This is a genomic window from Streptomyces sp. NPDC127197 (genome assembly GCF_042672405.1).
Taxonomy (GTDB): Bacteria; Actinomycetota; Actinomycetes; order Streptomycetales; family Streptomycetaceae; genus Streptomyces; species Streptomyces flavusporus.
In genome coordinates this window covers 126,988-150,378 of the sequence record NZ_JBHXVG010000010.1, presented here as the reverse complement: position 1 = coordinate 150,378, position 23,391 = coordinate 126,988, and the positions used below count along the sequence as shown (strand labels likewise).

The following is a 23,391-nucleotide window of genomic DNA, read 5'->3' as shown; positions in this document are numbered from 1 at the left end:
AGGAAGCCCACCGCGTAGCCGGGCGAGAGGGCGCAGCGGCAGTGCGGTGGTGACTTCGAAGCCGCCCTCGGGGCGGGGGCCCGCACACAGTTCGCCGCCGATGGAGTGGGCGCGCTCGCGCATCCCCATCATGCCGAACCCCCGGCTCTGCGCGGCTTCGGGAAGGGAAGCGGTGGCCGGGCCGTCGTTGCTGACCGTGATCAGCAGACGGGAGCCGGAGTACGCGAGCCGTACGTGGGCGGCTTCCGCGGCGGCGTGCTTGGTGACGTTGGTGAGCGCCTCCTGCACGATCCGGAACGCGGTCAGGTCCACGCCGGGTGAGAGCGACTGGGGCTCCCCTTCCGTGGTGACCGTGACGGTGAGCCCTGCCGATGCGCATGCCGAGATCAGCTCGGGCAGGCGGGTGAGGCCGGGGGACGGCTCCAGCGGTGCGGAGTCCGGGTCGTCGTTCTGCCGCAGCAGGCCCAGCGTGGCCTTCAGCTCGCGCAGCGCGGAGGACGTGGTGCCGGTCAGATCGGTGAGGATCTTCTGCGTCTGCTGCGGATTGGTGAGCGCGAGGTGGGCGGCCGTGCCCGCTTGGGCGTTGGCGAGTGCCATGTGGTGGGCGACGACGTCGTGTAGCTCACGGGCGATGCGCATGCGCTCCTCGGTGACCCGCAGCCGCGCCTCCTCCTCGCGGGTGCGCTCCGCGTGCTCGGCACGGGCCTGTACCGCCTTGAGGTAGGCGCGTCGCAGCCGGGTCATGTTGCCGGCGGCGAGCGGCAGCAGCAGCCAGAAGAACGGGCCGATGGTCCTCAGCAGCAGCGACACGTGGTCCATGGAGTCGGAGACCCCTGCCGCGACCGTTACCGCCACCATGGTGGTGATGCCGTAGACGCGGGTGGTCCCGCGGTCGGTGTGGGTCGCCAGCCAGTAGAGCGCCGCCATGACGGGTGCCAGCAGCAGGGGGGTGAGCAGGTAGCCCAGTGCGACCGCGACCACCGTGCAGACCGCGGTGACGACGAGGGCGGTGCGCGGGTGGCTGCGGTGCTTGAGCAGGGCGAGGCAGGCCACGCCCAGGAGGACGGTGGCGGTCCTGTCCTGGTCCAGCGGCTCGACGCCGGGCAGGGTGAGCATGCTGCCGAGGGTCGCCGAGCCCATCAGCGCCGCGGCCAGGACCACGTCGACGACGACGGGGTTGCGCTCCGAGAAACTCTCCAGGCGGTCCGCGTACCGCCGCTCCGGGCTGGTGGTCATCGGGCTCTCCGGTCGGTGGACTGGGTCCATGGTGGGCGACTCCGGGTGGGAACGCCCGAGGGGCCGCCCGTGTCCTTCGCCACGGGCGGCCCCGGTGGGGGCGGTTGGATCAGGTGCGTACCGGTTCTAGGTCGGCTGTGGTGTCCGGAGCCGGCTCCTTCTCCGAGCGGTGGCTGAGCGCCTCGCCCTCCACATCGACGCGGGGCAGCAGCCGGTCCAGCCACTTCGGCAGCCACCAGGCCTTGTCGCCGAGCAGGGCGAGTACGGCCAGCACGATCGCCATCCGTACGACGAAGGCGTCGAAGAGGACGGCGGATGCCAGGCCGAACCCGATCATCTTGATCATGGAGTCGCTCTCGCCGACGAACCCGGCGAACACCGCGATCATGATCAACGCGGCGGCCACGACCACGCGGGCGCTGTACCGGAAGCCGGACGTGACCGCCTGGCGGGGCGACTCGCCATGGACGTACGCCTCCCGCATCCGCGAGACGAGGAAGACCTCGTAGTCCATGGCAAGGCCGAAGACGATGCCCACCAGGAAGATCGGCATCAGGCTCATGATCGGGCCGGTCTGTTCCACGCCCAGGAGTTCGGCGCCGTGGCCCTGCTGGAAGACCAGGACGACCACGCCGAGGGAGGCCAGGACCGACAGCAGGAAGCCGAGGGCCGCCTTGAGCGGGACGAGCAGGGACCGGAAGACCACCAGCAGGAGAACGATCGCCAGGCCGACCACGACCACGAGATACGGGACCAGCGCGGCCTGCACCTTGTCGGAGATGTCGATGTTCAGCGCGGTGGTGCCGGTGACCTCGAAGGACGCCCCGGTCTCGGACTCGACCCCGGGCCGCTCACCGCGGATGGCCGTCACCAGGTCCTTGGTCTTCTCGTCGGTCGGCGCGGTGGACGGCACGACCTGGAAGACGGCGGTGTCGCCGACGTCGTTGAAACGGGCCGGGGAGACGGACACGATGCCCTCGGTGGCGCCGATCTCCTTCGCGATCGTCTCCGCGGCGGCCTTCGGGTCGTCGTCGCCCTTGGCGTCCACGACGACGGTCAACGGCCCGTTGAAGCCCGGCCCGAAGCCCTCCGCGAGCGCGTCGTAGGCCCGGCGTTCGGTGGTGGAGGTCGGCTTGGCCTCGTCGCCGGGCATGCCCAGCTGCAGGTCGGTCACCGGCACCGCGAGCGCGCCGAGCCCGACCACACCGAGCAGCAGCACGGGCAGCGGGCGGCGCAGCACGAAGCGCGCCCAGCGGGTGCCGCCGTTGTTCTCGCTGCTCGCCTCGATACGGCCGCTCTTACGGGCCCGCCGCGGGAGCACCGCGTTCGGCCAGAAGCCGAGGAACGCCGGGACCAGCGTCAGCGCGATCAGTACGGCGACGACGACCGCGCCGGCAGCGGCCAGGCCCATCTTGGTGAGCATCGGGATGCCGACCACCGCGAGCCCGGCGAGCGCGATGACGACGGTCAGCCCGGCGAACACGACCGCGGACCCGGCCGTGCCGACCGCCAGTGCGGTCGCCTCCTGCGGCGTACGGCCCTTGGCGCGTTCCTCGCGGTAGCGGGAGACGACGAACAGGGCGTAGTCGATGCCGACCGCGAGACCCAGCATCATCGCCAGGGTGCCGGTCGTCGTGGACAGGCCGAGGGCGTCGGACAGGGCGAGGACGGCGGCCATGCTGACGCCGACACCGATCAGGGCGGTCAGCAGCGGCAGGCCGGCCGCGGCCAGCGAACCGAAGGTGATCAGCAGGACGACGGCCGCGACGGCGACGCCGATCACCTCGGCGAGCCCGCCCGCCCCGCCGCCGTCCTCCATCGCGGTCCCGCCGGCCTCGACGGTCAGTCCGGAGTCCCGGGCCTGGTCGATGGCTTGCTCGAGGTGGGTCCTGCTGGCGTCGGTGAGGTCGTTGGACCCGACCTTGTAGGTGACGGTCGAGTACGCCGTCGTACCGTCCTTGCTGACCGCCTGCGCCTGGAACGGGTCGACGGCGCTCGCGACCTGCGTGCCGTCGGCCAGTTCAGCCACGGCCTGCTCGACGGCCCGCTTGTTCTCGGCGGCGGTGACCTTCTCACCGCTCGGCGCGACGAAGACGACCCGGGCGGTGGCGCCGTCGGCCGAGGCCCCGGGGAAGCGCTCTTCCATCAGGTCGAACGCCTTCTGGGACTCGATGCCCGGCATGGAGAACTCCTCGTCGGAGGCTCCCGGGGCCTTGAGAGCGCCCAGACCGACGGCAGCCAGGACGGCCGCCCAGACCAGGGCGACGTACCAGCGTCGCCGGAAGGCCAGACGGCCCACTCGATACAGGAAAGTAGCCACGACAGGAGGTCTCCACATCTGGGGGCGATCGTCTGCCCCAGGTTGTCCGGGAGAGGGCCGCGCTGTCGTCGTGTGGCTGCCGACAATCGGCGCTACTGAAATCGCAGTACGGAGGGGCTGACGGGTCCGCCGCGGGGACGACGGAGGGCGCTTCCCTGTCAGCCCGAGGTCTTCATGGGGCAGAGGTTGTCCGGTCACCGGAGGCAGCGCCGAGTCCGACCGCGTACGTCGTCACGAAGCCCACCGCGTAGCCCGTCAGGAGCCCGCCCGCGTAGATCGCCGCCGAGACCCCCAACCCCGCGTTCCCGGCCAGCAGCGGGAACAGCGCCCACCCCGACGGGCCGATCGCCGTCGCGCCGACCTGGTCGCCGAGCATCGCGAACACGCCGACGAACGCGCCGCCCGCCGCCCCGCCCACGCAGGCGGTCAGGAACGGGCGGCCCAGGGGGAGGGAGACGCCGTAGATCAACGGCTCTCCCACGCCCAGCAGGCCCGCCGGAAGCGCCGACCTGATCGTCGTACGGATGGAGGTGTCGTGCCGCAGGCGGACGTACACCGCCATCGCCGCGCCCACCTGGCCCGCGCCCGCCATGGCCAGGATGGGCAGCAGGACCGTGTGGCCCTGCTGTTCGATCAGGGTGGTGTGGATGGGGATCAGGGCCTGGTGGAGGCCCAGCATCACCAGGGGGAGGAACAGGCCGCCGAGGATCAGGCCCGCGAAGGCGCCGGTCGTGGTGAGGAGCCAGTTCGCGGCGGTGCCGATGGCGGTGGAGATCTCGCCGGCCGCGTACATCAGGCCGTAGAGGGTGGCCAGGCCGGCGACGAGGACCGTCAGTGTCGGGGTCAGCAGGACGTCCAGGGTCGGCGGGACCCGTCTGCGGCACCACTTCTCCACGTACGTCCCGAGCAGCGCCGCCGCCAGCGCGCCCAGCACCCCGCCCTGACCGGGGGACAGGGCCAGGCCGAAGGCCGTCACCTTCGCCACGCCGGGGTACACGACGATCGCCGCGACCGCGCCGCCCAGCACGGGTGTGCCGCCGAACTCCTTCGCCGTGTTGTGGCCGACGAACACCGCGATCAGGGCCATGAAGGCCGAGGCGATCGCGGACAGGGCGGGGGTCACGGCCGGCAGCCAACCCGCGTTGACCAGCAGCCCGTTCATGCCCGCCAGCACTCCGCAGCCGATCAGCGCGGGGATGAGCGGGACGAAGATGTTCGCGACGCGGCGCAGGGCCAGCTTCCCCGGCGTCGCGTTGCGCCGACGCCGGGCCTCCTTCAGCTCCGCGCCCCGCGCCGCCAGTTCGTCGGCCGTCGTCCGCCCGACCAGCGTCTCGAACTCCGCCGTCACCCGCGCCACCGCACCCGGCCCGAGCACGATCTGGTACGAGTCGTCGTCCACGACGACACCGAGCACCCCCGGCAGCGCCCTCAGCCGCTCCTCCGCCACCCGGGACGGGTCGGCCAGGCCCAGGCGGAGCCGGGTCATGCAGTGGGCGACGGACGTGACGTTCGCAGGGCCGCCGACCAGGGGCAGGAGCGCGGCGGCTACTTCGGCTGGGTCTTTGCGCATGCCCCGAGGGTGCTGCTCAGCGGGCCGCGGCCTCGAGTGCCGCGCGCAGATGGCCGCCGGACTCCTCCAGAAGGCGGGCGGCCGTCCCCCCGTCGACCCCGCCGGCGATCGTCAGGATGGCCGCCTTCACCTCGCCGTCGGTTGCCGCGAGGGCGCGTTCGATCTCCTCGTCGGGCGCGCCGGTGGCCAGGGCGACGATCCGGCGGGAGCGGGCGCGCAGCTTCTCGTTCGAGGCGCGTACGTCGACCATGAGGTTCCCGTACGTCTTGCCCAGGCGGATCATCGTGATCGTCGAGAGCATGTTGAGCACCAGCTTCTGTGCCGTGCCCGCCTTCAGCCGGGTCGATCCGGTGAGCAGCTCGGGACCCACGACGACCTCGATGCCATGGTCCGCTGCGGCCGCGAGCGCGCTGTGCGCGTTGCAGGCCAGGCCGACGGTGAGGGCGCCGCGCGCGCGGGCGTGCTCGACGGCACCGATCGCGTACGGGGTGCGGCCGGAGGCGGAGATGCCGACCACCGTGTCGTCCGGCGTCAGGTGCAGCGCGTCCAGGTCCTGCCGGGCCAGCTCGGCGGAGTCCTCGGCGCCCTCGACGGAGGTGACCATCGCCGCCGGGCCGCCCGCGATCAGGCCCACGACCTGCGCCGGGGCCGTGTTGAAGGTGGGCGGGCACTCGGAGGCGTCGAGCACACCGAGGCGGCCCGCGGTGCCGGCGCCGGCGTAGACGAGGCGGCCGCCGCGGGACATGCGGGTGGCGATGTCGTCGATCGCGGCGGCGATCTGCGGCAGCCGCTCGGCGACGGCCGCGGGTACGCCGGCGTCCTCGCCGTTCATGAGCGCCGCGATCTCCAGGGTGGGCAGCCGGTCGATCTCGGCGAGCTCGGGGCGGAACGCCTCGGTGGTGAGTGTCTCCAACTCGGCTCGGAGGTCACGGGGATCGGATGTGGAGGTCATGAGGAAATGGCTCTTTTCACTACGAGTTGAAGTCACGCCCCCAGGGGCGCGGAGAACTGCGCGACAAGCCACATACGGCCCGCAGACAACTCACGACATTCAGCCCTACGGCCTACCGAGGCCCACTCCGATGCCGATGAGCCAACGCCTCGTACGAAGCGGCCAGCGCCGGCCCCGCGGTCTCATACGTCCGCTGCGCCACCCCCACGAACAGACAGTCCACCACCAGCAACTGACTCGTCCGCGACGACATCGCGGCCGGCCGCAGCTCGCTCTCCCGGGCCGTGGACGTGGTCAGGACGTGGTCGGCGTACTGCGTGACCGACGAGTCCGGGCGGCCGGTTATCGCGACGGTGGTCGCCCCGTGCTCGAAGGCGACGCGCAACGGCTCGATGACGTCACCCGTCGAGCCCGAGTGGGTGATGGCGATGGCGACATCCCCCGCCCGCAGCTGCACGGCGTTGGTGACGGCGAGGTGCGGGTCGCTGTGCGCGTGGGCTATGAGACCTATGCGCAGCAGCTTCTGCGTGAGGTCCTGCGCGACCAGACCGGACGCGCCGACGCCGTACACGTCGGCTCGGCGGGCGCCGGCCAGGGCGGTGACGGCGGCGCCGAGCTGGGCGATGTCGAGGCCGGCCGCGGTGTCGGCGAGGGTCTGCTGTTCGTCGTAGGCGAGTTTGGCGACGACGTCGGCGATCGGGTCGTCGACCGCGATGTCGGTCGTTATGGCGGGCGCCCGGCCGGACTGCTGCTGGGCGGCGAGACCGGCGAGGGCGAGGCGCAGGTCGCGGTAGCCGGGGTAGCCGAGCAGGCGGGCGGTGCGGACGACGGTCGCCTCGCTCGTGCCGGTGAGTTCGGCGAGACCGGTGACGGTGAGGGCCGCGCAGCCGGCCGGGTCGTTCGCGACGGCCTCGGCGACCCGCTGCATGGAACGCGTCATCGACGGGGCGAGCGTGCGCACCTTGGCGGCGAGGGCGGCGGGCGCCGGCGGCGTCCCGAAAGTTTCCTTCACGTTACGGGTCACAGATGAAAGATATTTTCGGCTCGGTGTTGCGGTCAAGAGTGCGCACAATGGGGACATGGACCCCATCAGCCCCCTTGAGCAGGCGTTGCACGCGGCCCGCGCCCTGGTGCTCGCCGACCTCGTCGCGAACCAGGTCGCCGAGGCGGACGTCGTGTCGCTGGTTGAGGAGTCCGTCGCGCAGCGGCGCTGGTGGGTGGAGCAGTGGCCGGAGGGCGCCACGTATGTGGCGGGGCTGGTCGCCCAGGACGTTCAGGATGCGCTGCTGGAGCGGTACGGGCGCTGGCCGCTGTGCCCGGTGTGCGGCTCCGGGGATCCTCATGCGCTGGACGTCGAACCGGAGCTCGGGCCCGACCCGCACTGGGTGTGCCACAAGGCGGGCGTGAAGGTCGCCGCGGTCGGCCTGCTGGGATCCTGCGGGGGCGGGGCGCCGTCCTCGTGACGGTCTATATAGATCCGCCGACCTGGCCGGGCCACGGGCGCATGTGGTCGCATCTGATCAGCGATGTCTCGTACGACGAACTCCACAAGTTCGCCGAGGAGTTGGGGGCACCCCGGCGGGCCTTCGAGCGGGACCACTACGACATCCCCTCCCATCGGTACGCCGACGCGGTGCGCGCCGGGGCGGTGGAGGTCAGCAGCCGCGAGGTGGTGCGGCTGCTGCACGGCGCCGGATTGCGCAGGCGGAAGCGGCTGGATCAGGGCCGCAGTTCGTAGACGGAAGAGGCTGGATCAGGGGAGCAGCTCATAGGCGAACTGCTCCCCGTCCTCGCTGACCCGCAGGAACCCGGCCCGCTCGACGACCCGCTGCGACGGCAGGTTGTCCCGGTCGACCGTCGCGAACAGCGACCGTACGTCCTCCCGTGCCAGCGCCCACGCGGCCAGCGCCCGCAGCGCGTCGGTGGCGTAGCCGTGGCCGCGGGCGGACTCGGCGAGGTCGTAGCCGATCTCGGTGCGGCCGTCCTCGTCGGGGGCGCCGTGAAAGCCCATGCCGCCGACCGTCCGGCCGTCCTCCTGCCGTACGAGCACGAACAGCCCGAACTCCGGGCGGTGCACCCCCGCCTCGTACGCCTTCGCGGTCATCCCGGCGGCATCCCGTGTGCCCTCGAACGGGCCGCCCTCGACCCACTCGAACCCTCCGTCGCCGCCCGCGGCGAGGTCGGCGGCGGCCAGCGGCGTGACGCCTTCCAGAGTGAGGCGCTCGGCGGGGATGACGAGGTTGTTGTTCCAGCGCCACTCGGTGACCGGGGCGCGGCCGGGCAGTTCGCCGCGGCCGGTGGCCCACAGCAGGGTGCGCCAGGCGTCGGGGCCGGGCTGGACGTGCGGGAAGATCGTGCCGAGCGCGAACTCGGCGAGTTCGGCGGGGGGTTCGTAGGTGAGGCTGAGTCCCTCTGCGATGTCGTACGTGTGCAGCACCACCTCGGTGACACCCATCGCGGCGAAGCCGTCGCGGCCCGCGCTGCGGAAGGGGTACGGGTGGAAGGCGCGCGCCTCGCGGGGCGCGGTGCGCACGGCAGCGGTGAGCAGCGCGCCGGTTGTCTCGACGACCTGGAGCAGCTCCTCGTTGCTCGTGCCGTCCACGATGCTGATCCTGAACGGGGAGTAAGCCCCCTGCACCCGCCCCGCCAGTTGGCCCGCGTACGCGAGCAGACAGCTCGCGACATGCTCGGCTGTCCTGCGACAACTCCACGTCAGCGAGCCCGCGTCGACGCTCTCCCAGTCCCGCTCGGTCGCCGTCCGCAGCACCGCGACGGCGCCCGCGACGGCCTCCCGCACCCGTTCCCCACCCATGTCTGTCATGCACCGCAGGCTAGAGGCCGACGCCCGCTCAGGACGACAGGATTTCCAGCTCCGAGGTGATGTTGTAGCGGGCCGTCGCCTCCCAGTGCTCCGCGCCGTACGGGGTGCGGAACAGCCGGGGCAGGGCGAGGAGTTCGCGGAGGACGGTGGCGCGGCCGGCCCGGAAGGCGTCGGAGGGGACGAAGCCGTACTCCTTGCGGACGGCGGCGGTGTAGACGGCGTACGACGAGGGGGGCGAGGCGAGGATCGCCAGGTCGGCGTCGCACAGGACCTGGCCGTTGCGGTCGTCGTCGGCCGGGGCGTGGCCCGCGGTGAGCCGGACCAGCCGGGCGACCTCGGCCGTCTTCGCCTCGGACACCCCGGCCTCGGGCAGCGCCCGCTCGGCAAGACGGGCCGACCGCTCCTCGTTCTCGGAGCGGTCGGGAAGGTAGACCGCGTCGTGGAACCAGGCGGCCAGCCGGACGACGTCCGGATCGTCCGCGTACTTCTCCAGCACGTCGATGTGATCCAGCACGGCGGTGAGATGCGCGAGCGTGTGGTACCGGCGCTGCGGCTCCTGCCAGCGGGCGAGGAGGTTGTCGGCGTAGGGGGCGGGATCGGAGCCACCCCCGGGGCCGCGGGCTCCTTGCAGTGCGTGGGTGAAGCGGGCGCGGAGGGCGTCGAGATCGGCCATGCGTTCATTCTCTCGCTGCGGGTGCCTGGGCCCCTAGCGTGGAGTCCATGACTGATGACGTGCACGAGGTACGCGACCCCGAACTGCCCGGGCGGCTGCTGGCCGTCGAGCGTGATGCGCTGATTCCGCTGCTGCGGGCGCGGGCCGAGGAGGACTTTGCACTGCCGACCGCTGCCTGCCCGGGCTGGACGGTGCGGGATGTGCTGGCGCACTGCTCCGCCGCGCTGATGCGGGTGGTGGAGCGCCGTTTCGAGGAGGGCGTGTTCTCGCCCGAGTCCAACGACCGGGACATCGCCGAGCGGGCCGACTGGACGAACGCGCAGGTCGTCGACGAGTTGGAGCGCGGGATGACCGAGGCGGGGCCGGCCATCGCCAAGGCGGGCGGGGCGCTGGACGGGGTCGCGCTCGGGGAATGGGTGCACGCCGGTGACGTGCGCGAGACGCTCGGGGAAGCGGGGGCGTACGAGGGGGAGGGGCTGCCGTACGCGCTCGACCTGCTCGCCTGGATCACCCGGAATCGCGGGCATGTGCCGTTGCACGCCGACCTCGACGACGTGGATGAGCCGCTGCGGTTCGGTGAGGTGAGCGGGGAGCGGACGCCGGCGCGGTACATCGGGGACGCGGCGACGCTCGTACGGCTGTATGCGGGGCGGCCGGTGGACGGGGCCGCGTTCGAGCTGGCGGGGGTGCGGGCGGCGGAGCTGAATATTTTCGGTGACTGACCCGGTGCGGCCGACGCGGCCGACAGGCTGCCGACGTGGGTGGCCAGGGGTGCGGGGCCGGCTCGGGGCGTAGTCTTAGATTGGACTAGACCTGTAGCCGACGAATGGGGTCCCATGAGCAAGCGTGCAGTCCTGGAGGTGATCGCCCTCGACGTCGAGGACGCGGTCGCCGCCCAGGCCGGAGGCGCGGACCGCCTCGAACTGGTCACCGACATCGCGGCCGATGGGCTCACGCCGCCGACGGGGACCGTCGCCGCGATCCGGGCCGCCGTCGACATCGACGTACGCGTGATGCTCCGGCTCGCGGACGGGTTCGCCGCCGGGGACGTCGAGCGGCTGGTGCGGGTCGCCGGGGAGATGCGGGAGGTCGGGGCGGAGCAGTTCGTGCTCGGGTTCCTCGATGCGCACGGTGGGGTGGATCTGGATGCCGTGGAGCGGGTGGTCGGGGTTCTGGGCGGGTGCCGGTGGACTTTCCACCGGGCGATCGACCGGGCCGCCGACCGGGACGCGCTGCGTAAGCAGCTCGGGGACCTGCCGGGACTGGACGCCTACCTGACGGCCGGGTCGGCCGGCGGTGTCGACGACGGCCTTCCCACGCTGCTCGCCGAGGCGCGGCGCTGCGGAGAGCCCGGGTACGAGCAGCAGCTCCTTGTCGGCGGTGGGTTGCGGCTGGACCACGTGCCGGGGCTGCTGGACGGTGGGATCGATGCGTTTCACATCGGCGGGGCGGCTCGGCCGGAGGGCTGGGACGGGCCGGTCTCGGCGGAGGCCGTCGCCGAGTGGCGGCGGGTGCTGGACGGGGTGTGACGGGACCGGCGTTGCGGCTGGGCGGGGGTGGGTGGCGCAGCCCGGCGCTGACGGCGTGCCGCCCGCGCCCACCCCTGCCGCCCTGTGCGGCACGACTGCCCGCGGCTCAGCGGGCAGCGTCGCTGAGTTGTGGTGGCAGCGGGGCCGCATGGGTGACCGTCAGGCCCGATACCGCTCGGGTCAGGGCCACGTACAGGCGGCGTAGGCCGGTGCGTTCGTCCGGTTCTCCGTCGACCACGGCTTGGGGCTCGTCGAGGACGACGTGGTCGTACTCCAGGCCCTTGGCGAGGGAGGCCGGGACCAGGGTCAGGCGGCAGTCGGCGGTTGTTTCCTCGCCCGGCGAGAGGTACGGGATGCTCGCCGCCGTCAGGGCCTCCGCGAGGGCCGGTACGCGGGCGTCGGCGGCGATCAGGCCGATCGAGCCCTCGTTGCGCAGCGCCTGCGTGCACGCCGCGACCACGTCCGCATCGCCGGTGACGGGCCGTACCTCGAACGACCCCGGGTTCTCGCGGACCGACGCCACCGGCGTCAGCCCCGGCGCGATGTGGGGCAGGAGCCGTGAGGCGTAGGTGATGACGTCCGTCGGGACGCGGAAGCCGGCCGTCAGTTCCTCGATCACCGCTTCCGGCTTGCCGAGGTGGGTGAGGGCCTCGTCCCAACTCCTCGTCGCCCATGGCGTGGTGCCCTGCGCGAGGTCGCCGAGGACGGTCGCGGAGCCGGTGGTGCAGCGCCGGCCGACCGCCCGGTACTGCATGGGGGAGAGGTCCTGCGCCTCGTCGAGGACGACATGGCCGAGGGAGGGCGTGCGGTCGACGAGGTCCGTCGCCTCGTCGATCAGCACGGCGTCCGCGGGCGACCATTTCGCGGACTTCACCGACCGCACCGGCTTCGCCCACAGGATCGTCTTCTGCTCCTCCGCGGTGAGGATCCCGTCCGCATGGACGGCGAGGAAGTCCCCGTCGGTCAGCAGCCGCAGCACCAGCTTCGCCGGGTCGACGGGCGGCCAGATCGCCTTGACGGCCGCCTTCACCGCGGCGTTGCGGGCCACCGCGTCCTGCACCCGGTCGTCCGGCGCCTCACCGGACCGTTCCATCTGCACCAGCACGGCGTGCGCGATCCGCTGCGGCAGCGCCTCGCGGGCGGCGCCGTAGCGGATGCCTCGGTCCAGCAACTCCCGCACGATGTCCTCGAGTTCGTACGCCGGGACCCGCCAGTGCCGGGAGCCGCGCACGACGACGACCGGCTCGGCCGGCGGCGTGACGTGCGCGTAGAGGGCGTTGCGGAGGACCTCGGCCATCCGGGCGTCGCCCTTGACGATCGAGGCCGCCGCGTCGTCCGTGCCGCGCACCTCCACATGGGCCACCAGGTCGTCGACCGTGGCCTGGCGGACCGTCAGCTCACCCAGTGCGGGCAGCACCTGCTCGATGTAGTGCAGGAAGGACCGGTTCGGCCCGATGACGAGGGTGCCGGTGCGGGCGAGCCGCTCCCGGTGGGCGTAGAGGAGGTACGCGACCCGGTGCAGGCCGACGGCCGTCTTCCCGGTGCCCGGACCACCCTGTACGCAGACGGTCCCGGAGAGTCCCGACCGTACGATCTCGTCCTGCTCGGGCTGGATGGTCGCCACGATGTCCCGCATCGGGCCGACACGCGGGCGCTCGATCTCCTGCTGGAGCAGCTTGCTGGCCTTCGCCGCCTCGGCGGGGTCGGACAGGTGCTCGTCCTCGTAGGCCGTGAGTTCGCCGCCGGTGTAGCCGAAGCGGCGGCGCAGGCCGACGTCCATCGGGTTCTTCTTTGACGCCCGGTAGAACGGCTGCGACACCGGCGCACGCCAGTCGATCACCATCGGGTCGCCGTCGGCGTCGTGCACATGCCGACGCCCGATGTAGAAGCGCTCCCCCTCCGCGCCCTCCGCCTGTTCGGCACCCGGCGCGTGCAGGTAGTCGAGCCGGCCGAAGAACAGTGGCGTGTCGCTGAGATCGGCGAGGGCCTTGATCCGCTCGCCGATCTGGTGTTCCAGGATCTGAGCGTTGACCCAGTTCGCGGTGACGTCACTGATGTCGAGCGACTCGACGTCCTCCCGCATGGCGCGCAGCGCGGCACGGGACGCGGAGAGATGGGCGCGCTCGCGGGAGAGGGGGCCGTCGGCGGGCGTGGACAAGGGGGTGCCTCCGTCGGGGACCTGCGTGAGTGTGGGGCGATCGATGCCGTCCGGTTTCCGGCCGGACGGCGGCACTCCGCTGGGGAGGCGGGCAAGAGCGGAGATTCTAGGTAATCGGGGGAGCACGACGCCAATGAATTTCCGGCGACCCATTCCCTACCCCTAGGGGGTGCCCCCTCCCCCTTCAGGGGAGGGGGTCCGCCCGGAGGGCTACGCGGGAGCGGTCGAGGTTCGGCCCCGAGACCGATTCCGTTCTCGGGTGCGGAAATCCACCATGGAGACATGAGTGCAGCGACCATCACCCCAGCCCCGGCCCGGCCGTCCGGCGCCACCGCCCTCGCCGGCAGCCACCGGCACCGGCTCGGCGAGGCCCTGCGCGCCGTGCGGGTGTTCGCGGGTGCCGCGTTCGACGTCATCATCCTCGGTGAGTACGGCGAGGAGGCGGGCGTACGCCGGAAGTGACCGACTAGGGTCACCGCGTGACCCGCCGATCACACTCCGCAACTCCCTTCCTCCTCCTGGCCGTTTCCCTGGGGGCCCTCGCCGCCCTGTGCGCCGTACAGCGCCTGCCGATGGCGGACGCGATGGTCTACCGGGCCCAGGGCGAGGCGGTCCTGCGCGGCAGCGATCTGTACGGCTTCAGGGTCACCGAGTGGCAGCTTCCCGCCACTTACCCGCCCTTCGCGGCGCTCCTGTTCGTCCCGACGGCCTGGATTCCGGTCACGGCCCTCAAGGCGGCGTTCCTCGCAGCCAACACCCTGCTCGTCGTCTGCCTCGTCCATCTCTCCGCCCGGCTGGCAGGGCTGCCCCTGCGCCTTCCGGCCCTGTGCGCGGGCACGGCCCTGGCGCTCTGGCTCGAACCGGTCTTCCAGACCCTCCTCTTCGGCCAGATCAACCTGCTGCTCGCCTGTCTGGTCCTGTGGGACCTCACCCGCCCGTCCGGCGCCCCCGGCAAGGGCGTGGCCATGGGCATCGCGGCCGGGATCAAGCTCACCCCGGCCGTCTTCATCGCGTATCTCTTCCTCACCCGCCGCACCCGCGAGGCGTTCACCGCGACCGCCGCCCTCGCCGCCACCGTCCTGCTCGGCGTCCTCGTCCTTCCGTCCGCCGGCGCGGACTTCTGGCTCCACCGCCTCTACGAGACCGACCGCGTGGGCAAGCCCTGGATCGTCGACAACCAGTCCCTGCAGGGCCTGCTCGCCCGCACGCTCGGCGACCCGTCACCGGGTCCGGCGTGGATGCTCCCGGCGCTGCTGCTGGCCGCCGCCGGGCTGTGGCTCGCATGCCGGACCGGTGACGACCGGAGGGGCGTCGTCGTCACGGCCGTCACCGCGCTGCTCGTGTCCCCGATCAGCTGGTCCCACCACTGGGTGTGGTGTGTGCCGCTGATCGCCGTGCTCCTGGCCGAGGGCCGCACCCGCCTGGCGGCGCTCACGGCCCTGCTCTTCACGGCCCGCACGATGTGGCTGCTGCCCCACCAGGGCGACCTGGACCTCCGACTCCCGTGGTGGCAACAGCCGTTGGCCTCGCCCTACCCGCTGCTGGGGCTGGCCGTGCTCGCGTCGGTCCTCCTCCGGCAGCAGGAGCACCGCGCGCCCGCCGCGGTACGACACGTGCCGCTCAGCTCTCCGCGAGGATCTCGTCCGCGTCCACGATCCGGTACGCATACCCCTGCTCCGCCAGGAACCGCTGGCGGTGGGCGGCGAAGTCCTGGTCGATCGTGTCCCGGGCCACGACCGAGTAGAAGTGCGCCTGGTGCCCGTCGGCCTTCGGGCGCAGGACGCGGCCCAGGCGCTGCGCCTCCTCCTGGCGCGAGCCGAAGGTGCCCGACACCTGGATGGCGACCGTGGCCTCCGGCAGGTCGATGGAGAAGTTGGCGACCTTGGACACCACCAGCACGCTGATCTCGCCCTCCCGGAACGCGTCGAACAGCTTCTCCCGCTGGGCGTTGGACGTCTCGCCCTTGATCACGGGGGCGTTCAGGTGCTCACCCAGTTCGTCGAGCTGGTCGATGTACTGCCCGATGACGAGGATCTGCTGCCCGGCGAACCGGCGGACGATCGCCTCCGTCACCTTGCGCTTGGTGTCGGTCGTCGCACAGAAGCGGTACTTCTCCTCCGTCTCGGCGGTGGCGTACGCCAGCCGCTCGGCGTCCGTGAGGTTGACGCGGACCTCGACGCAGTCCGCGGGCGCGATGTAGCCCTGTGCCTCGATCTCCTTCCACGGCGCGTCGAACCGCTTGGGCCCGATCAGCGAGAACACGTCCGACTCGCGCCCGTCCTCCCGCACCAGCGTCGCCGTCAGGCCCAGCCGCCGCCGCGCCTGGAGGTCCGCCGTGAACTTGAAGACCGGCGCCGGCAGCAGGTGCACCTCGTCGTAGAGGATCAGGCCCCAGTCACGGGAGTCGAACAGCTCCAGGTGCGGGTAGACGCCCTTCCGCCTGGTCGTCAGCACCTGGTAGGTGGCGATGGTGACCGGGCGGATCTCCTTCTTCGTACCGCTGTACTCCCCGATCTCGTCCTCGGTCAGCGAGGTGCGCTTCACCAGCTCGTGCTTCCACTGCCGGGCCGAGACCGTGTTCGTGACGAGGATGAGGGTCGTCGACTTCGCCTGCGCCATCGAGCCCGCGCCCACCAGTGTCTTGCCGGCGCCGCAGGGCAGGACCACCACGCCGGAGCCGCCGTGCCAGAAGTTCTCCACCGCCTGCTTCTGGTAGGGGCGCAGCGCCCAGCCGTCCTCGTGCAGCTCGATCGGGTGCGCCTCGCCGTCGACGTACCCGGCGAGGTCCTCGACGGGCCAGCCCAGCTTCAGCAGCACCTGCTTGATCTGCCCCCGCTCGGAGGGGTGCACGGCCACGGTGTCGGGGTCGATCCGGGTGCCGACGAGCGGGGCGACGCGCTTGGAGCGCAGGACCTCTTCGAGGACCGGTCGGTCGGTGGTGGTCAGCACCAGCCCGTGCGCCGGGTGCTTGCTCAGCGTCAGCCGCCCGTAGCGGTCCATCGTCTCGGCGATGTCCACGAGCAGCGCGTGCGGCACCGGGTAGCGGCTGTACTGCACCAGCGCGTCCACGACCTGCTCCGCGTCATGCCCGGCCGCGCGCGCGTTCCACAGGCCGAGCGGCGTCACCCGGTAGGTGTGGATGTGCTCGGGCGCCCGCTCCAGCTCCGCGAACGGCGCGATGGCCCGACGGCAGTCGTCGGCACGCTCGTGGTCGACTTCCAGAAGCAGAGTCTTGTCGGACTGGACGATCAGCGGACCATTCACGCGGGCACCCTTTCCGTACGGCCGGACGGTACGGCCAAACGTCCAGTGTGCCTGATCGATTCCTGATCGGTTCCTGGTCACGAAGGCGCGCACGTCCCGTCGTACAGGATGTCTATTCATTCCTGGGGGTGGAACGGTTTCACCTGTACGGCTCCGGCTGCGAAGAATGGCCGACCGTGCAGGCCATCACTCGTGACCCGTCCCCGCCCACCACCACCCTCGGCTACGCCCTGTTCGCCACCCGCTGGCTGCAGGCCCCGCTGTACTTCGGCCTCGTGGCCGCGCAGGGGGTGTACGTCTACAAGTTCTTCAACGAGCTGTGGGCCTTAATCCTCCGGTGCATCACCGGGCAGGCGACCGAGACCTACGTCATGCTCGCCGTGCTCAAGCTGGTCGACGTCGTCATGATCGCCAACCTGCTGATCATGGTGATCGTCGGCGGCTACGAGACGTTCGTCTCCCGCATCGGCCTCCAGGGCCACCGTGACCAGCCGGAATGGCTCTCGCACGTCAACTCCAACGTGCTGAAGGTGAAGCTGGCCACCGCCATCGTGGGCATCTCCTCGGTCCATCTGCTGCAGATGTTCGTGGATGTGCACCACACCGCCCGGCACTCCCTGCTGTGGGGCACGGTGATCCATATGGCGTTCATCGTGTCGGCGGCGATCCTGGCGTACATGTCGGGGCCGATGGCCGCGCACGCCGAACGCGCCCACCACCGGGAGCACCGGGCCGACGACCCCGAACCCGCGCGGCCCCCGGCGGCGGTGTCGATCCCGGCCCAGGCCGGGCCGCCCCCCGCCGAGACGGGAGCCGAGGAGCGGATCCGGGCCGCCGGTTTCCCGGCCCGGAAGGTGCTGGAGGAGTTCGACGCGGAACACCCCCGGGCCTTCGAGCGGGAGACCGTGGCAAGGCTCGGCAAGCTGGACTTCGTCGCGGCGCACGGCAACGTGGTGTTCGTGGGGCCGCCCGGCACCGGCAAGACGCACCTGGCCGTCGGGCTCGGCGTGCGCGCCTGCCAGGCAGGCCACCGGGTGCTGTTCGACACGGCCGCCGGCTGGGCGGCCAGGCTGGCCGGGGCGCAGACCGCGGGCAGGCTCGCCGAGGAACTCACCGCCCTCGACGACTGCCCGCTGCTGATCGTCGACGAGGTCGGGTACGTCCCCTTCGACGCGGACACCTCCCGCCTCTTCTTCCAGCTGGTCGCCCACCGCTACGAGCGGGGGTCGCTGATCGTGACCAGCGACCGCCCGCTCGAGAGGTGGGACGAGGTGTTCGGCGGTCCGGCCGCCCCGGCGATGGTGGACCGGCTGGCCCACCACGCCGAGATCGTGCGGCTCGACGGGGACAGCTACCGGATGCGGCGGGCTACTTCGGAGTGGGCAGGGTGAGGTTGTTGACCAGCGGTTGAGCGAAGATGTGCCCGTCGACGTTGGCGAGGAGGGGCTCGCCACCGGCCCCGGCGACGGGGAGCGGCAGCGGCGCGGCAGGGGCCGCCGAGGCCTCGGGCGCGAGCGCGGCGACGAGGGCGGCGGCGGTCACCAGCGCGGCGGCGCAGACGGCGACGGCGGAGGGGGCGCGGACGGGCAGCTTGGAACGCATGGGACGTCAGGGCCTTTCACAGGAGGTCGAGGGGAGGGCCGGTCCCGGGGCGCCGGGACCGGCCCTATGAGGTGTGCGGGGGCGCGTCAGACGGGCGGCGTCTCGATGACCAGGCCGGCGACATCGATGCCGACGGCCGCGGCCTGGGTGGTGAAGGCGCCGAGCATCATGGCCGTGGCGGCCAGGACGGCGGCGAAACGACGGGCAGCACGCATGTGGCGGATTTCCTTTCAGCTGCGTTCGCCCGAGCCCCCTGCCGGGCGGTTCGGGCTTGATCAGGACATCCGGTGGCTGCCCGGCGGCCCGCAGCGGAATGCGCCGCGACCTGCAAGCTCCCTCATGGGTGGGAAGTGTCCGGCGTGGCGTGCATGAATTCGGATCTACGCCCGTGTGAGTGACCGGCGCTCACATCTGGTCGTCGGCCAGCTCCGCGACCCCGGTGATCCGGTGCAGCGGATAGGTGCGGACCTCGTCCGCGGTGTGGTCGTACGCCGTCACGAAGCCGCCCTCCACCCGTACCGGCGCGATCACCCGCTGGCTGGCGGCTCCCTCGGCGTTGACGTACCCGATCCACAGGGCCTGGCCGGTCAGGACGGCGGCCTGCATGGTGGCCAGGGTGTCGGCGGAGCTGGTGCGCGGCAGCTCACCGCCGGTCACCGGGGCCGTGCCGGTGGGCTTGCGCGGGGCGGTGGAGGCCAGGTCGCCCGCCCGGATGGCCCGGATCGCGGCCGTCAGCAGCGTCGCGTCGGGGGCGGGCGGGCCGTCCGGCACCGGCTCGGGTGCGGTGCGCGGCGGGGTGCGGTGGGCGTGCGCCCGCGTGATCAGTACGTCGCCCTCGGCGGACTCGGCGGCGGGCGCGAAGCCCATCGCGCGCAGCCCGTCCAGCAGCGCCGCCGGGTCGGCCTGCGCGGCCAGCACGGTCGGCGCGAGGCGGCGCAGCCGCAGGCCGGCGGCCCGCTTGTCGGCGAGGATCTCGCCCAGCAGGGCGTCGTCGTCGCAGCGCACATACGCCGAGGCGGCGCCGACGCGCAGTCGGCCGTGCCGGCGGGCCACGTCGTCGATCAGGTAGGCGAGCGGCTGCGGCACCGGCGTACGGGAGTGTTCCGCGAGGAAGGCGTGCAGGTCGGAGGCGCTGCGGCCGGCGTCCAGGGCGCGGCGTACGGAGGCGGGCGTGAAGCGGTAGACGGTCGCGCCGCCCTTGGACTCCACGTCGGCGAGCACGTCCAGCATGTCGGCCAGCGGCCGCTGCAACGGGCCCGGCGCGACCGCGGTGAGGTCGGCCTGGAGCAGGACGTGGTCCAGCGGTTCGGGCAGCAGCGGGGCGAGCAGCCGGGCGGCCGTGGCGGAGGCGACGGCCTGCTCGCCGGGCGACAGGGGCTCCGGGGCAGTGGGCGGGCGATGGTGGACGGGAAGCTTGTCACCGGGGCCTTCCGGCTCCTCGTCCGCCAGGTGCGCGGCGGCGCTCGCCCCGAGAAGCGCCCGCCCGTGCGCGGACAACGCCCCCCGCCCGGTCACACCGAGCAGCTCGGCCTCGGCCAGGGCCCACTGGGCGAGCCGGACACGCAGATCGTCGTCGCGCCCGCCCGTCCCACCGTCCTGGACGGAATCACGCGCGGCATCCCGCCCCCCGGCGTCCCGCTGGCCCTCCCGCCCCCGCAACGGCCGCTCCCACCGCAGCCGCGCCAGCACCGACTCCGCCGTCGGCGCGGCCCCCTCCGGCAGTCCCGCGAGCAGGCTCAGCACCCGGTGCCGTACCTCCGGCGCCGCGGAGCGGTCGAGGCCCGGTCCCAGCGCCGCCAGCGCCCGCTCCTTGGCGTCCCGCCCGCCGACCAGCCCCGCCGTCCGGGTCGCGGCGAGCCACGCCTCCGCCAGCCGGGTCCAGCGCTGGGCGGCCGGCTGCTCCAGCCACTCGTCGTACGCCGGGGTCGCCGCGTACCGCTCGTCGGCCTCGCCGTCCGAGGCCAGCAGGCCCGCCGCGTAGGCGAGCTCGACCCAGAACGCAGCGACCGGCTCGGACACGTCCAGCGCGACGGCGGTCCGCTTCAGGTCGCGCACACTGAGCCCGCCCGCCCGCAGCACCGCGGGCCCGCCCTCGTCCCAGTCCTTCAGCAGCTCCTCGACGGTGGCCAGCGCGGTGTAGGCCTGCCCGGCCGCCGTGGCGTCCACAACCTGTGGACGGTGCGTGGCCGCCACCTCCACGGGCGGCGGCACCGGCTCCGGCAGGCGGTGCGCGCGGCCGCTGCGCATGTGCAGGGCGACCTCCCGGGGGAGTACGACCGTGCCGGGCGCCGTCGGCAGCAGCAGCCCGCGGTCGAGCAGCCAGCGCAGCCGGGGTGCCGGAGCGGCGGTGACCTGGCCGTACGGCGGCCCCCACACCAGCCGCTCCAGCACCTCGAGCGACTCGGCCGGGGCCCCGGCGAGCAGCGCCGCCATCCGCGCCCGGTCGGTGAACAGGGCGGTGAGGGCGGCCACCGCGGAGACGGAGTCGTGCGTGGAAGGCAGCCCCACGGCCGTCACGAGTTCCTGGATACGGCCCGGCGACATGCCCGCCGACGCCTCCTGGACCGTCGGACCGAGCCCGGTCGGCGACGGATGCTGCGGCGACGGCGCGAGCAGCTCCCGAGCCGTGCGCACCAGCCGCAGCCGTTCGTCGTCGCCCCACACCAGGGCCTGCTCGCGCAGCGTGCCGAGGGCACGCGGCAGCGCGGCGGCGACCAGCGGATCGCCCTCGTCCCCGGCCATGAGCCCGAGCAGTTCCTCGTACGTCGCCGGATCCGCCGCCACCGCCAGCGCCTCAGCCGTCTGCAGCGCGAACCGGTCGAGCCGCTCCAGAGCACGCACGACCGAGGCACGCGTGCCGGCCCGGGTCGCAAGCTGAGTGAGGTCCGTCGGCACGGGCGTGATGAGATCGGGCCGGCTGCGCAGCAGCACGGCCAGGGAGGCGTCGTCCCGCGCACGCAGCGCCTCCGCGAGGGACCGCGGGACCACCGGCTTCTCATCGCTGCTCATCCGATCCACGGTAGCGGGTGGTGGCCTGCGCTACCGTCGTCCCACGGGGAATCCGGCACACCCGCCCCGGAGGGGACAGCGTGGGGATCGAGAGCGACAAGGTCGTCTACGAGTATCTGAGCCGCGTCGGTGACGTGGCTCAGCAGCGGCAGCTGTCCTCCGCCACCCGGATGCGCCTGGTCTCCCAGCTGCGCGACGAGATCGACCGGCGCCGCGCCAAGGCCGTCGTCGACAGCCCCGCCGCCGTCCGCCGCATCATCGCCCGCATCGGCAGCCCCGACGAAGTGGTCGCCGCCGCAGGCGATGCCGGCACCCGCCCGGAACCACCCCCGACGGCCGTACCGGCACAACGGGACCAGAAACCGAAGCGCAGCATGCTGCCCCGCCCCCGCCCCGCCGAACCCCCCGCACCGGCACCCTCCGACGCCCCGTCCCCGCCCCACCGCGCCGGCGAGCACGAACTCGGCGACAGCGCGACGCAGCCCGACTGGTGGCGGGTGGACAGCAGCCCGTTCGGTGTCGGCGACAGCGTGCCCGGATTCGTGGGCGGCGTGGAGATCCCGGAACTGCTCAAGCCGCCACCGAAGGACCCGCCCGAGAAGCCCGAGCCGCCGGTCGAACAGGCGACGGAACCGGACGAGGACGAACCCACCCCCCGCCGCCGCCTGCTCCCGTCCCCCGGCACGTGGAGCAACCCCCTGCTGCTCCTCGCCGCCGCCCTCCTGGTCGCCGGCGCGGTACTCGGCAACCTGCTCGCCCTCGCCTTCGGCTGGCTCATCGCCTACGCCTCGCGCCGCCTGACCCGCGCAGAAGTGAAATGGGCGGTCATGGGCCTGCCCACCCTGGCGGTCACCGCCGGTTTCATCTGGCTCTGGGGCAGAACCGAAGGCCGCTGGGGCACCCCCGTCCCCGAGGGCCACATGAACGACGCCCTGGCCGAAACCTGGCCCTGGGTCCTACGAGGCGCGGCCCTGGCCTCGGCCCTGTTCCTCGTATGGCGCTCCCAGAAGGAGCGTTAGCCGAACGACGGGAAAGTCGCCGTACCACGGAAGCGGGTCGGGGCGGTGTGGCGCAGTCCGCCGCTCAGCCGGTCCCCACGTCGGCCCCCTGTGGCAACAGGCAGAGGGGCGCAACCCGCGGCGGACTCGCCACACCGCACCGACCCCGACCCACCCACCGGCACCAGGCACAAGCCCCACCCACCGGCACAAGCCCCCGCCCAACCGCCGGAGGCACCCTGCACAATGGCCCATATGATTTCGCGCCCGCCCACCGTCGGCTTCGACCTCGACATGACGCTCATAGACTCCCGCCCCGGCATCCACGCCTGCTACCTGGCGCTGGCCGAGCGGACCGGAACGTACATCGACGCCGACCTGGCGATCACCCGCCTGGGCCCGCCGTTGGAGGAGGAGCTGCGCAACTGGTTCCCGGCCGCGGACGTGCCCGCCGTGGCCGACGTCTACCGCGCGATGTACCCGTCGATCGCCATCGCCGCGACCCCCGCCCTGCCCGGCGCCCACGAGGCGATAGAGGCCGTCCGGGCGGCCGGCGGACGCGCGGTCGTCGTCACCGCCAAGTACGAGCCCAACGCCAAGCTGCACCTCACCCACCTCGGCATCGAGCCGGACGCGGTGATCGGCAACCTGTGGGCGGAGGCCAAGGCGGAGGCACTGCGCGAGCACGCCGCGAGGGTGTACGTCGGCGACCACACCGGCGACGTACGCGGCGCCCGCGCGGCCGGCGCGCTGTCGGTGACCGTGGCGACCGGCCCGTGCGACGCCGACGAACTGCGCGCCGCGGGCGCGGACGTCGTCCTCGCCGGCCTCGGCGAGTTCCCGGAGTGGCTTTCGGCCTATCTCGAAGCGGCACCGGAAGCGGCCGACGCACCGCGCGCCTGACGCCGCCCCGCCGCGATCGCCTGGAACACGCCCGCCCCGGCGATGAGGAAGCCGACCCCCATGAGCATGCTCAACAGGAACATGTACGTCGGAAAAGGCGTCGTCCCGAGGAACAGCGGGGCCACCGTGACGAGAGTGGCCACGGCCCCGACGACGAAGACGACGGCACCGGCACGGATCAGTCGGTCACCGGGCGCGGCGGAATTCGGTTGGGTTTTGTCACGCACCCGACCAGGGTAGTTCCCAGCGCGAAGGAACAACCGGGCGACGTCTTGTCACCGGCCTGAAGACCATTAGCCTTGGTACCGGCGGGTCACGGACGACCCGCCCGAGTGCTATCAAGAGCCGTTTCAGAA

General features: G+C 72.6%; 20 protein-coding genes and 2 pseudogenes. 9 read left to right on the top strand and 13 right to left on the bottom strand.

Annotation, left to right across the window (positions count from 1 at the left end):
* Window positions 1-21: 21 nt before the first annotated feature.
* The 5 genes and pseudogenes from ACFVJQ_RS18150 to ACFVJQ_RS18130 form a co-directional block, all read right to left on the bottom strand.
* Window positions 22-1,236, bottom strand: a pseudogene (locus ACFVJQ_RS18150) (sensor histidine kinase); the annotation flags it as partial.
* 109 nt (window positions 1,237-1,345) lie between these two features.
* Window positions 1,346-3,556: an MMPL family transporter gene (locus ACFVJQ_RS18145; protein ID WP_385784972.1), complete on the bottom strand. Its 2,211-nt coding sequence runs from the start codon at window positions 3,554-3,556 to the stop codon at window positions 1,346-1,348.
* A gap of 172 nt (window positions 3,557-3,728) precedes the next feature.
* Window positions 3,729-5,126 carry a PTS transporter subunit EIIC gene (locus ACFVJQ_RS18140; RefSeq protein WP_385511113.1) on the bottom strand — a complete coding sequence of 466 codons (1,398 nt, stop codon included), beginning with the start codon at window positions 5,124-5,126 and terminating at the stop codon, window positions 3,729-3,731.
* A 16-nt stretch (window positions 5,127-5,142) separates the two neighbouring features.
* Window positions 5,143-6,078, bottom strand: coding sequence for an N-acetylmuramic acid 6-phosphate etherase (gene murQ / locus ACFVJQ_RS18135; protein WP_385784969.1), 936 nt, complete (start codon window positions 6,076-6,078; stop codon window positions 5,143-5,145).
* A gap of 112 nt (window positions 6,079-6,190) precedes the next feature.
* Window positions 6,191-7,102, bottom strand: coding sequence for a MurR/RpiR family transcriptional regulator (locus ACFVJQ_RS18130; protein ID WP_224733391.1), 912 nt, complete (start codon window positions 7,100-7,102; stop codon window positions 6,191-6,193).
* Window positions 7,103-7,157: 55 nt separating this feature from the next.
* On the opposite strand from ACFVJQ_RS18130, the gene ACFVJQ_RS18125 reads away from it, so the two are divergent.
* Window positions 7,158-7,541 (top strand): hypothetical protein, encoded by a 384-nt coding sequence (locus ACFVJQ_RS18125; protein ID WP_385511107.1) that lies wholly within the window; start codon window positions 7,158-7,160, stop codon window positions 7,539-7,541.
* Complete coding sequence (locus ACFVJQ_RS18120; protein WP_129798472.1) at window positions 7,538-7,816, top strand: DUF4031 domain-containing protein; 279 nt, start codon at window positions 7,538-7,540, stop codon at window positions 7,814-7,816. Before ACFVJQ_RS18125 ends, ACFVJQ_RS18120 begins: the two co-directional genes overlap by 4 nt.
* Window positions 7,817-7,831: 15 nt before the next feature.
* On the opposite strand, the gene ACFVJQ_RS18115 is transcribed toward ACFVJQ_RS18120, so the two are convergent.
* Both ACFVJQ_RS18115 and ACFVJQ_RS18110 read right to left on the bottom strand, forming a co-directional pair.
* On the bottom strand, window positions 7,832-8,899 hold the full coding sequence (locus tag ACFVJQ_RS18115) for a GNAT family N-acetyltransferase (protein WP_385784964.1): 1,068 nt from the start codon (window positions 8,897-8,899) through the stop codon (window positions 7,832-7,834).
* Between the two features lie 28 nt (window positions 8,900-8,927).
* Window positions 8,928-9,572 (bottom strand): hypothetical protein, encoded by a 645-nt coding sequence (locus tag ACFVJQ_RS18110; RefSeq protein ID WP_385784961.1) that lies wholly within the window; start codon window positions 9,570-9,572, stop codon window positions 8,928-8,930.
* 47 nt (window positions 9,573-9,619) lie between these two features.
* Here ACFVJQ_RS18110 and ACFVJQ_RS18105 point away from each other — a divergent pair, with 47 nt between their 5' ends.
* Together ACFVJQ_RS18105 and ACFVJQ_RS18100 are read left to right on the top strand one after the other, a co-directional pair.
* The gene (locus tag ACFVJQ_RS18105; RefSeq protein WP_385511103.1) at window positions 9,620-10,294 is read left to right on the top strand and encodes a maleylpyruvate isomerase family mycothiol-dependent enzyme; all 675 of its coding nucleotides are present in this window, start codon (window positions 9,620-9,622) and stop codon (window positions 10,292-10,294) included.
* Window positions 10,295-10,408: 114 nt separating this feature from the next.
* Window positions 10,409-11,101, top strand: coding sequence for a copper homeostasis protein CutC (locus tag ACFVJQ_RS18100; protein ID WP_385784958.1), 693 nt, complete (start codon window positions 10,409-10,411; stop codon window positions 11,099-11,101).
* Between the two features lie 106 nt (window positions 11,102-11,207).
* Here the strand turns inward: ACFVJQ_RS18100 and ACFVJQ_RS18095 are convergent, their stop codons facing one another.
* Window positions 11,208-13,259, bottom strand: a complete 2,052-nt coding sequence (locus ACFVJQ_RS18095; protein ID WP_385784956.1) for a HelD family protein — start codon at window positions 13,257-13,259, stop codon at window positions 11,208-11,210.
* A gap of 282 nt (window positions 13,260-13,541) precedes the next feature.
* On the opposite strand from ACFVJQ_RS18095, the gene ACFVJQ_RS18090 reads away from it, so the two are divergent.
* Window positions 13,542-13,721 (top strand): hypothetical protein, encoded by a 180-nt coding sequence (locus ACFVJQ_RS18090; RefSeq protein ID WP_385511099.1) that lies wholly within the window; start codon window positions 13,542-13,544, stop codon window positions 13,719-13,721.
* Window positions 13,722-13,738: 17 nt separating this feature from the next.
* A pseudogene (locus tag ACFVJQ_RS18085) lies at window positions 13,739-14,911 on the top strand (glycosyltransferase 87 family protein); the annotation flags it as partial.
* On the opposite strand, the gene ACFVJQ_RS18080 reads toward ACFVJQ_RS18085, so the two are convergent.
* Complete coding sequence (locus ACFVJQ_RS18080; RefSeq protein ID WP_385511097.1) at window positions 14,880-16,523, bottom strand: DNA repair helicase XPB; 1,644 nt, start codon at window positions 16,521-16,523, stop codon at window positions 14,880-14,882. The pseudogene ACFVJQ_RS18085 and the gene ACFVJQ_RS18080 overlap by 32 nt on opposite strands.
* A gap of 176 nt (window positions 16,524-16,699) precedes the next feature.
* Between ACFVJQ_RS18080 and istB the strand changes: the two genes are divergently transcribed.
* Complete coding sequence (istB, locus tag ACFVJQ_RS18075) at window positions 16,700-17,914, top strand: IS21-like element helper ATPase IstB (protein WP_385511269.1); 1,215 nt, start codon at window positions 16,700-16,702, stop codon at window positions 17,912-17,914.
* Here istB and ACFVJQ_RS18070 read toward each other — a convergent pair.
* The 3 genes from ACFVJQ_RS18070 to ACFVJQ_RS18060 all read right to left on the bottom strand — a co-directional run bounded on the left by ACFVJQ_RS18070 (window position 17,892) and on the right by ACFVJQ_RS18060 (window position 21,134).
* Window positions 17,892-18,125, bottom strand: a complete 234-nt coding sequence (locus ACFVJQ_RS18070) for a hypothetical protein (protein ID WP_385784953.1) — start codon at window positions 18,123-18,125, stop codon at window positions 17,892-17,894. The two genes, istB and ACFVJQ_RS18070, sit on opposite strands and share 23 nt — an antisense overlap.
* Before the next feature lie 86 nt (window positions 18,126-18,211).
* Window positions 18,212-18,340 (bottom strand): hypothetical protein, encoded by a 129-nt coding sequence (locus ACFVJQ_RS18065; RefSeq protein WP_263494553.1) that lies wholly within the window; start codon window positions 18,338-18,340, stop codon window positions 18,212-18,214.
* Window positions 18,341-18,530: 190 nt separating this feature from the next.
* The gene (locus tag ACFVJQ_RS18060; protein WP_385511094.1) at window positions 18,531-21,134 is read right to left on the bottom strand and encodes a helicase-associated domain-containing protein; all 2,604 of its coding nucleotides are present in this window, start codon (window positions 21,132-21,134) and stop codon (window positions 18,531-18,533) included.
* An 80-nt stretch (window positions 21,135-21,214) separates the two neighbouring features.
* On the opposite strand from ACFVJQ_RS18060, the gene ACFVJQ_RS18055 reads away from it, so the two are divergent.
* Window positions 21,215-22,153: a hypothetical protein gene (locus ACFVJQ_RS18055; RefSeq protein ID WP_385511092.1), complete on the top strand. Its 939-nt coding sequence runs from the start codon at window positions 21,215-21,217 to the stop codon at window positions 22,151-22,153.
* Between the two features lie 234 nt (window positions 22,154-22,387).
* On the top strand, window positions 22,388-23,035 hold the full coding sequence (locus tag ACFVJQ_RS18050) for an HAD family hydrolase (protein WP_385511091.1): 648 nt from the start codon (window positions 22,388-22,390) through the stop codon (window positions 23,033-23,035).
* Here ACFVJQ_RS18050 and ACFVJQ_RS18045 read toward each other — a convergent pair.
* Entirely contained in the window at window positions 22,990-23,262 is a 273-nt protein-coding gene (locus ACFVJQ_RS18045; RefSeq protein ID WP_385511089.1) for a hypothetical protein, read from the bottom strand. The genes ACFVJQ_RS18050 and ACFVJQ_RS18045 overlap by 46 nt on opposite strands.
* Window positions 23,263-23,391: the final 129 nt, after the last annotated feature.

Excerpts from the sequence above, each read along its gene's own strand:
- ACFVJQ_RS18140 (WP_385511113.1), bottom strand. The coding sequence starts at position 5,126 with ATGCGCAAAGACCCAGCCGAAGTAGCCGCCGCGCTCCTGCCCCTGGTC.
- ACFVJQ_RS18065 (WP_263494553.1), bottom strand. The coding sequence starts at position 18,340 with ATGCGTGCTGCCCGTCGTTTCGCCGCCGTCCTGGCCGCCACGGCCATG.
- ACFVJQ_RS18090 (WP_385511099.1), top strand. The coding sequence starts at position 13,542 with ATGAGTGCAGCGACCATCACCCCAGCCCCGGCCCGGCCGTCCGGCGCC.
- ACFVJQ_RS18100 (WP_385784958.1), top strand. The coding sequence starts at position 10,409 with ATGAGCAAGCGTGCAGTCCTGGAGGTGATCGCCCTCGACGTCGAGGAC.
- ACFVJQ_RS18125 (WP_385511107.1), top strand. The coding sequence starts at position 7,158 with ATGGACCCCATCAGCCCCCTTGAGCAGGCGTTGCACGCGGCCCGCGCC.
- ACFVJQ_RS18105 (WP_385511103.1), top strand. The coding sequence starts at position 9,620 with ATGACTGATGACGTGCACGAGGTACGCGACCCCGAACTGCCCGGGCGG.
- ACFVJQ_RS18070 (WP_385784953.1), bottom strand. The coding sequence starts at position 18,125 with ATGCGTTCCAAGCTGCCCGTCCGCGCCCCCTCCGCCGTCGCCGTCTGC.
- murQ (WP_385784969.1), bottom strand. The coding sequence starts at position 6,078 with ATGACCTCCACATCCGATCCCCGTGACCTCCGAGCCGAGTTGGAGACA.
- ACFVJQ_RS18110 (WP_385784961.1), bottom strand. The coding sequence starts at position 9,572 with ATGGCCGATCTCGACGCCCTCCGCGCCCGCTTCACCCACGCACTGCAA.
- ACFVJQ_RS18060 (WP_385511094.1), bottom strand. The coding sequence starts at position 21,134 with ATGAGCAGCGATGAGAAGCCGGTGGTCCCGCGGTCCCTCGCGGAGGCG.
- ACFVJQ_RS18115 (WP_385784964.1), bottom strand. The coding sequence starts at position 8,899 with ATGACAGACATGGGTGGGGAACGGGTGCGGGAGGCCGTCGCGGGCGCC.
- ACFVJQ_RS18050 (WP_385511091.1), top strand. The coding sequence starts at position 22,388 with ATGATTTCGCGCCCGCCCACCGTCGGCTTCGACCTCGACATGACGCTC.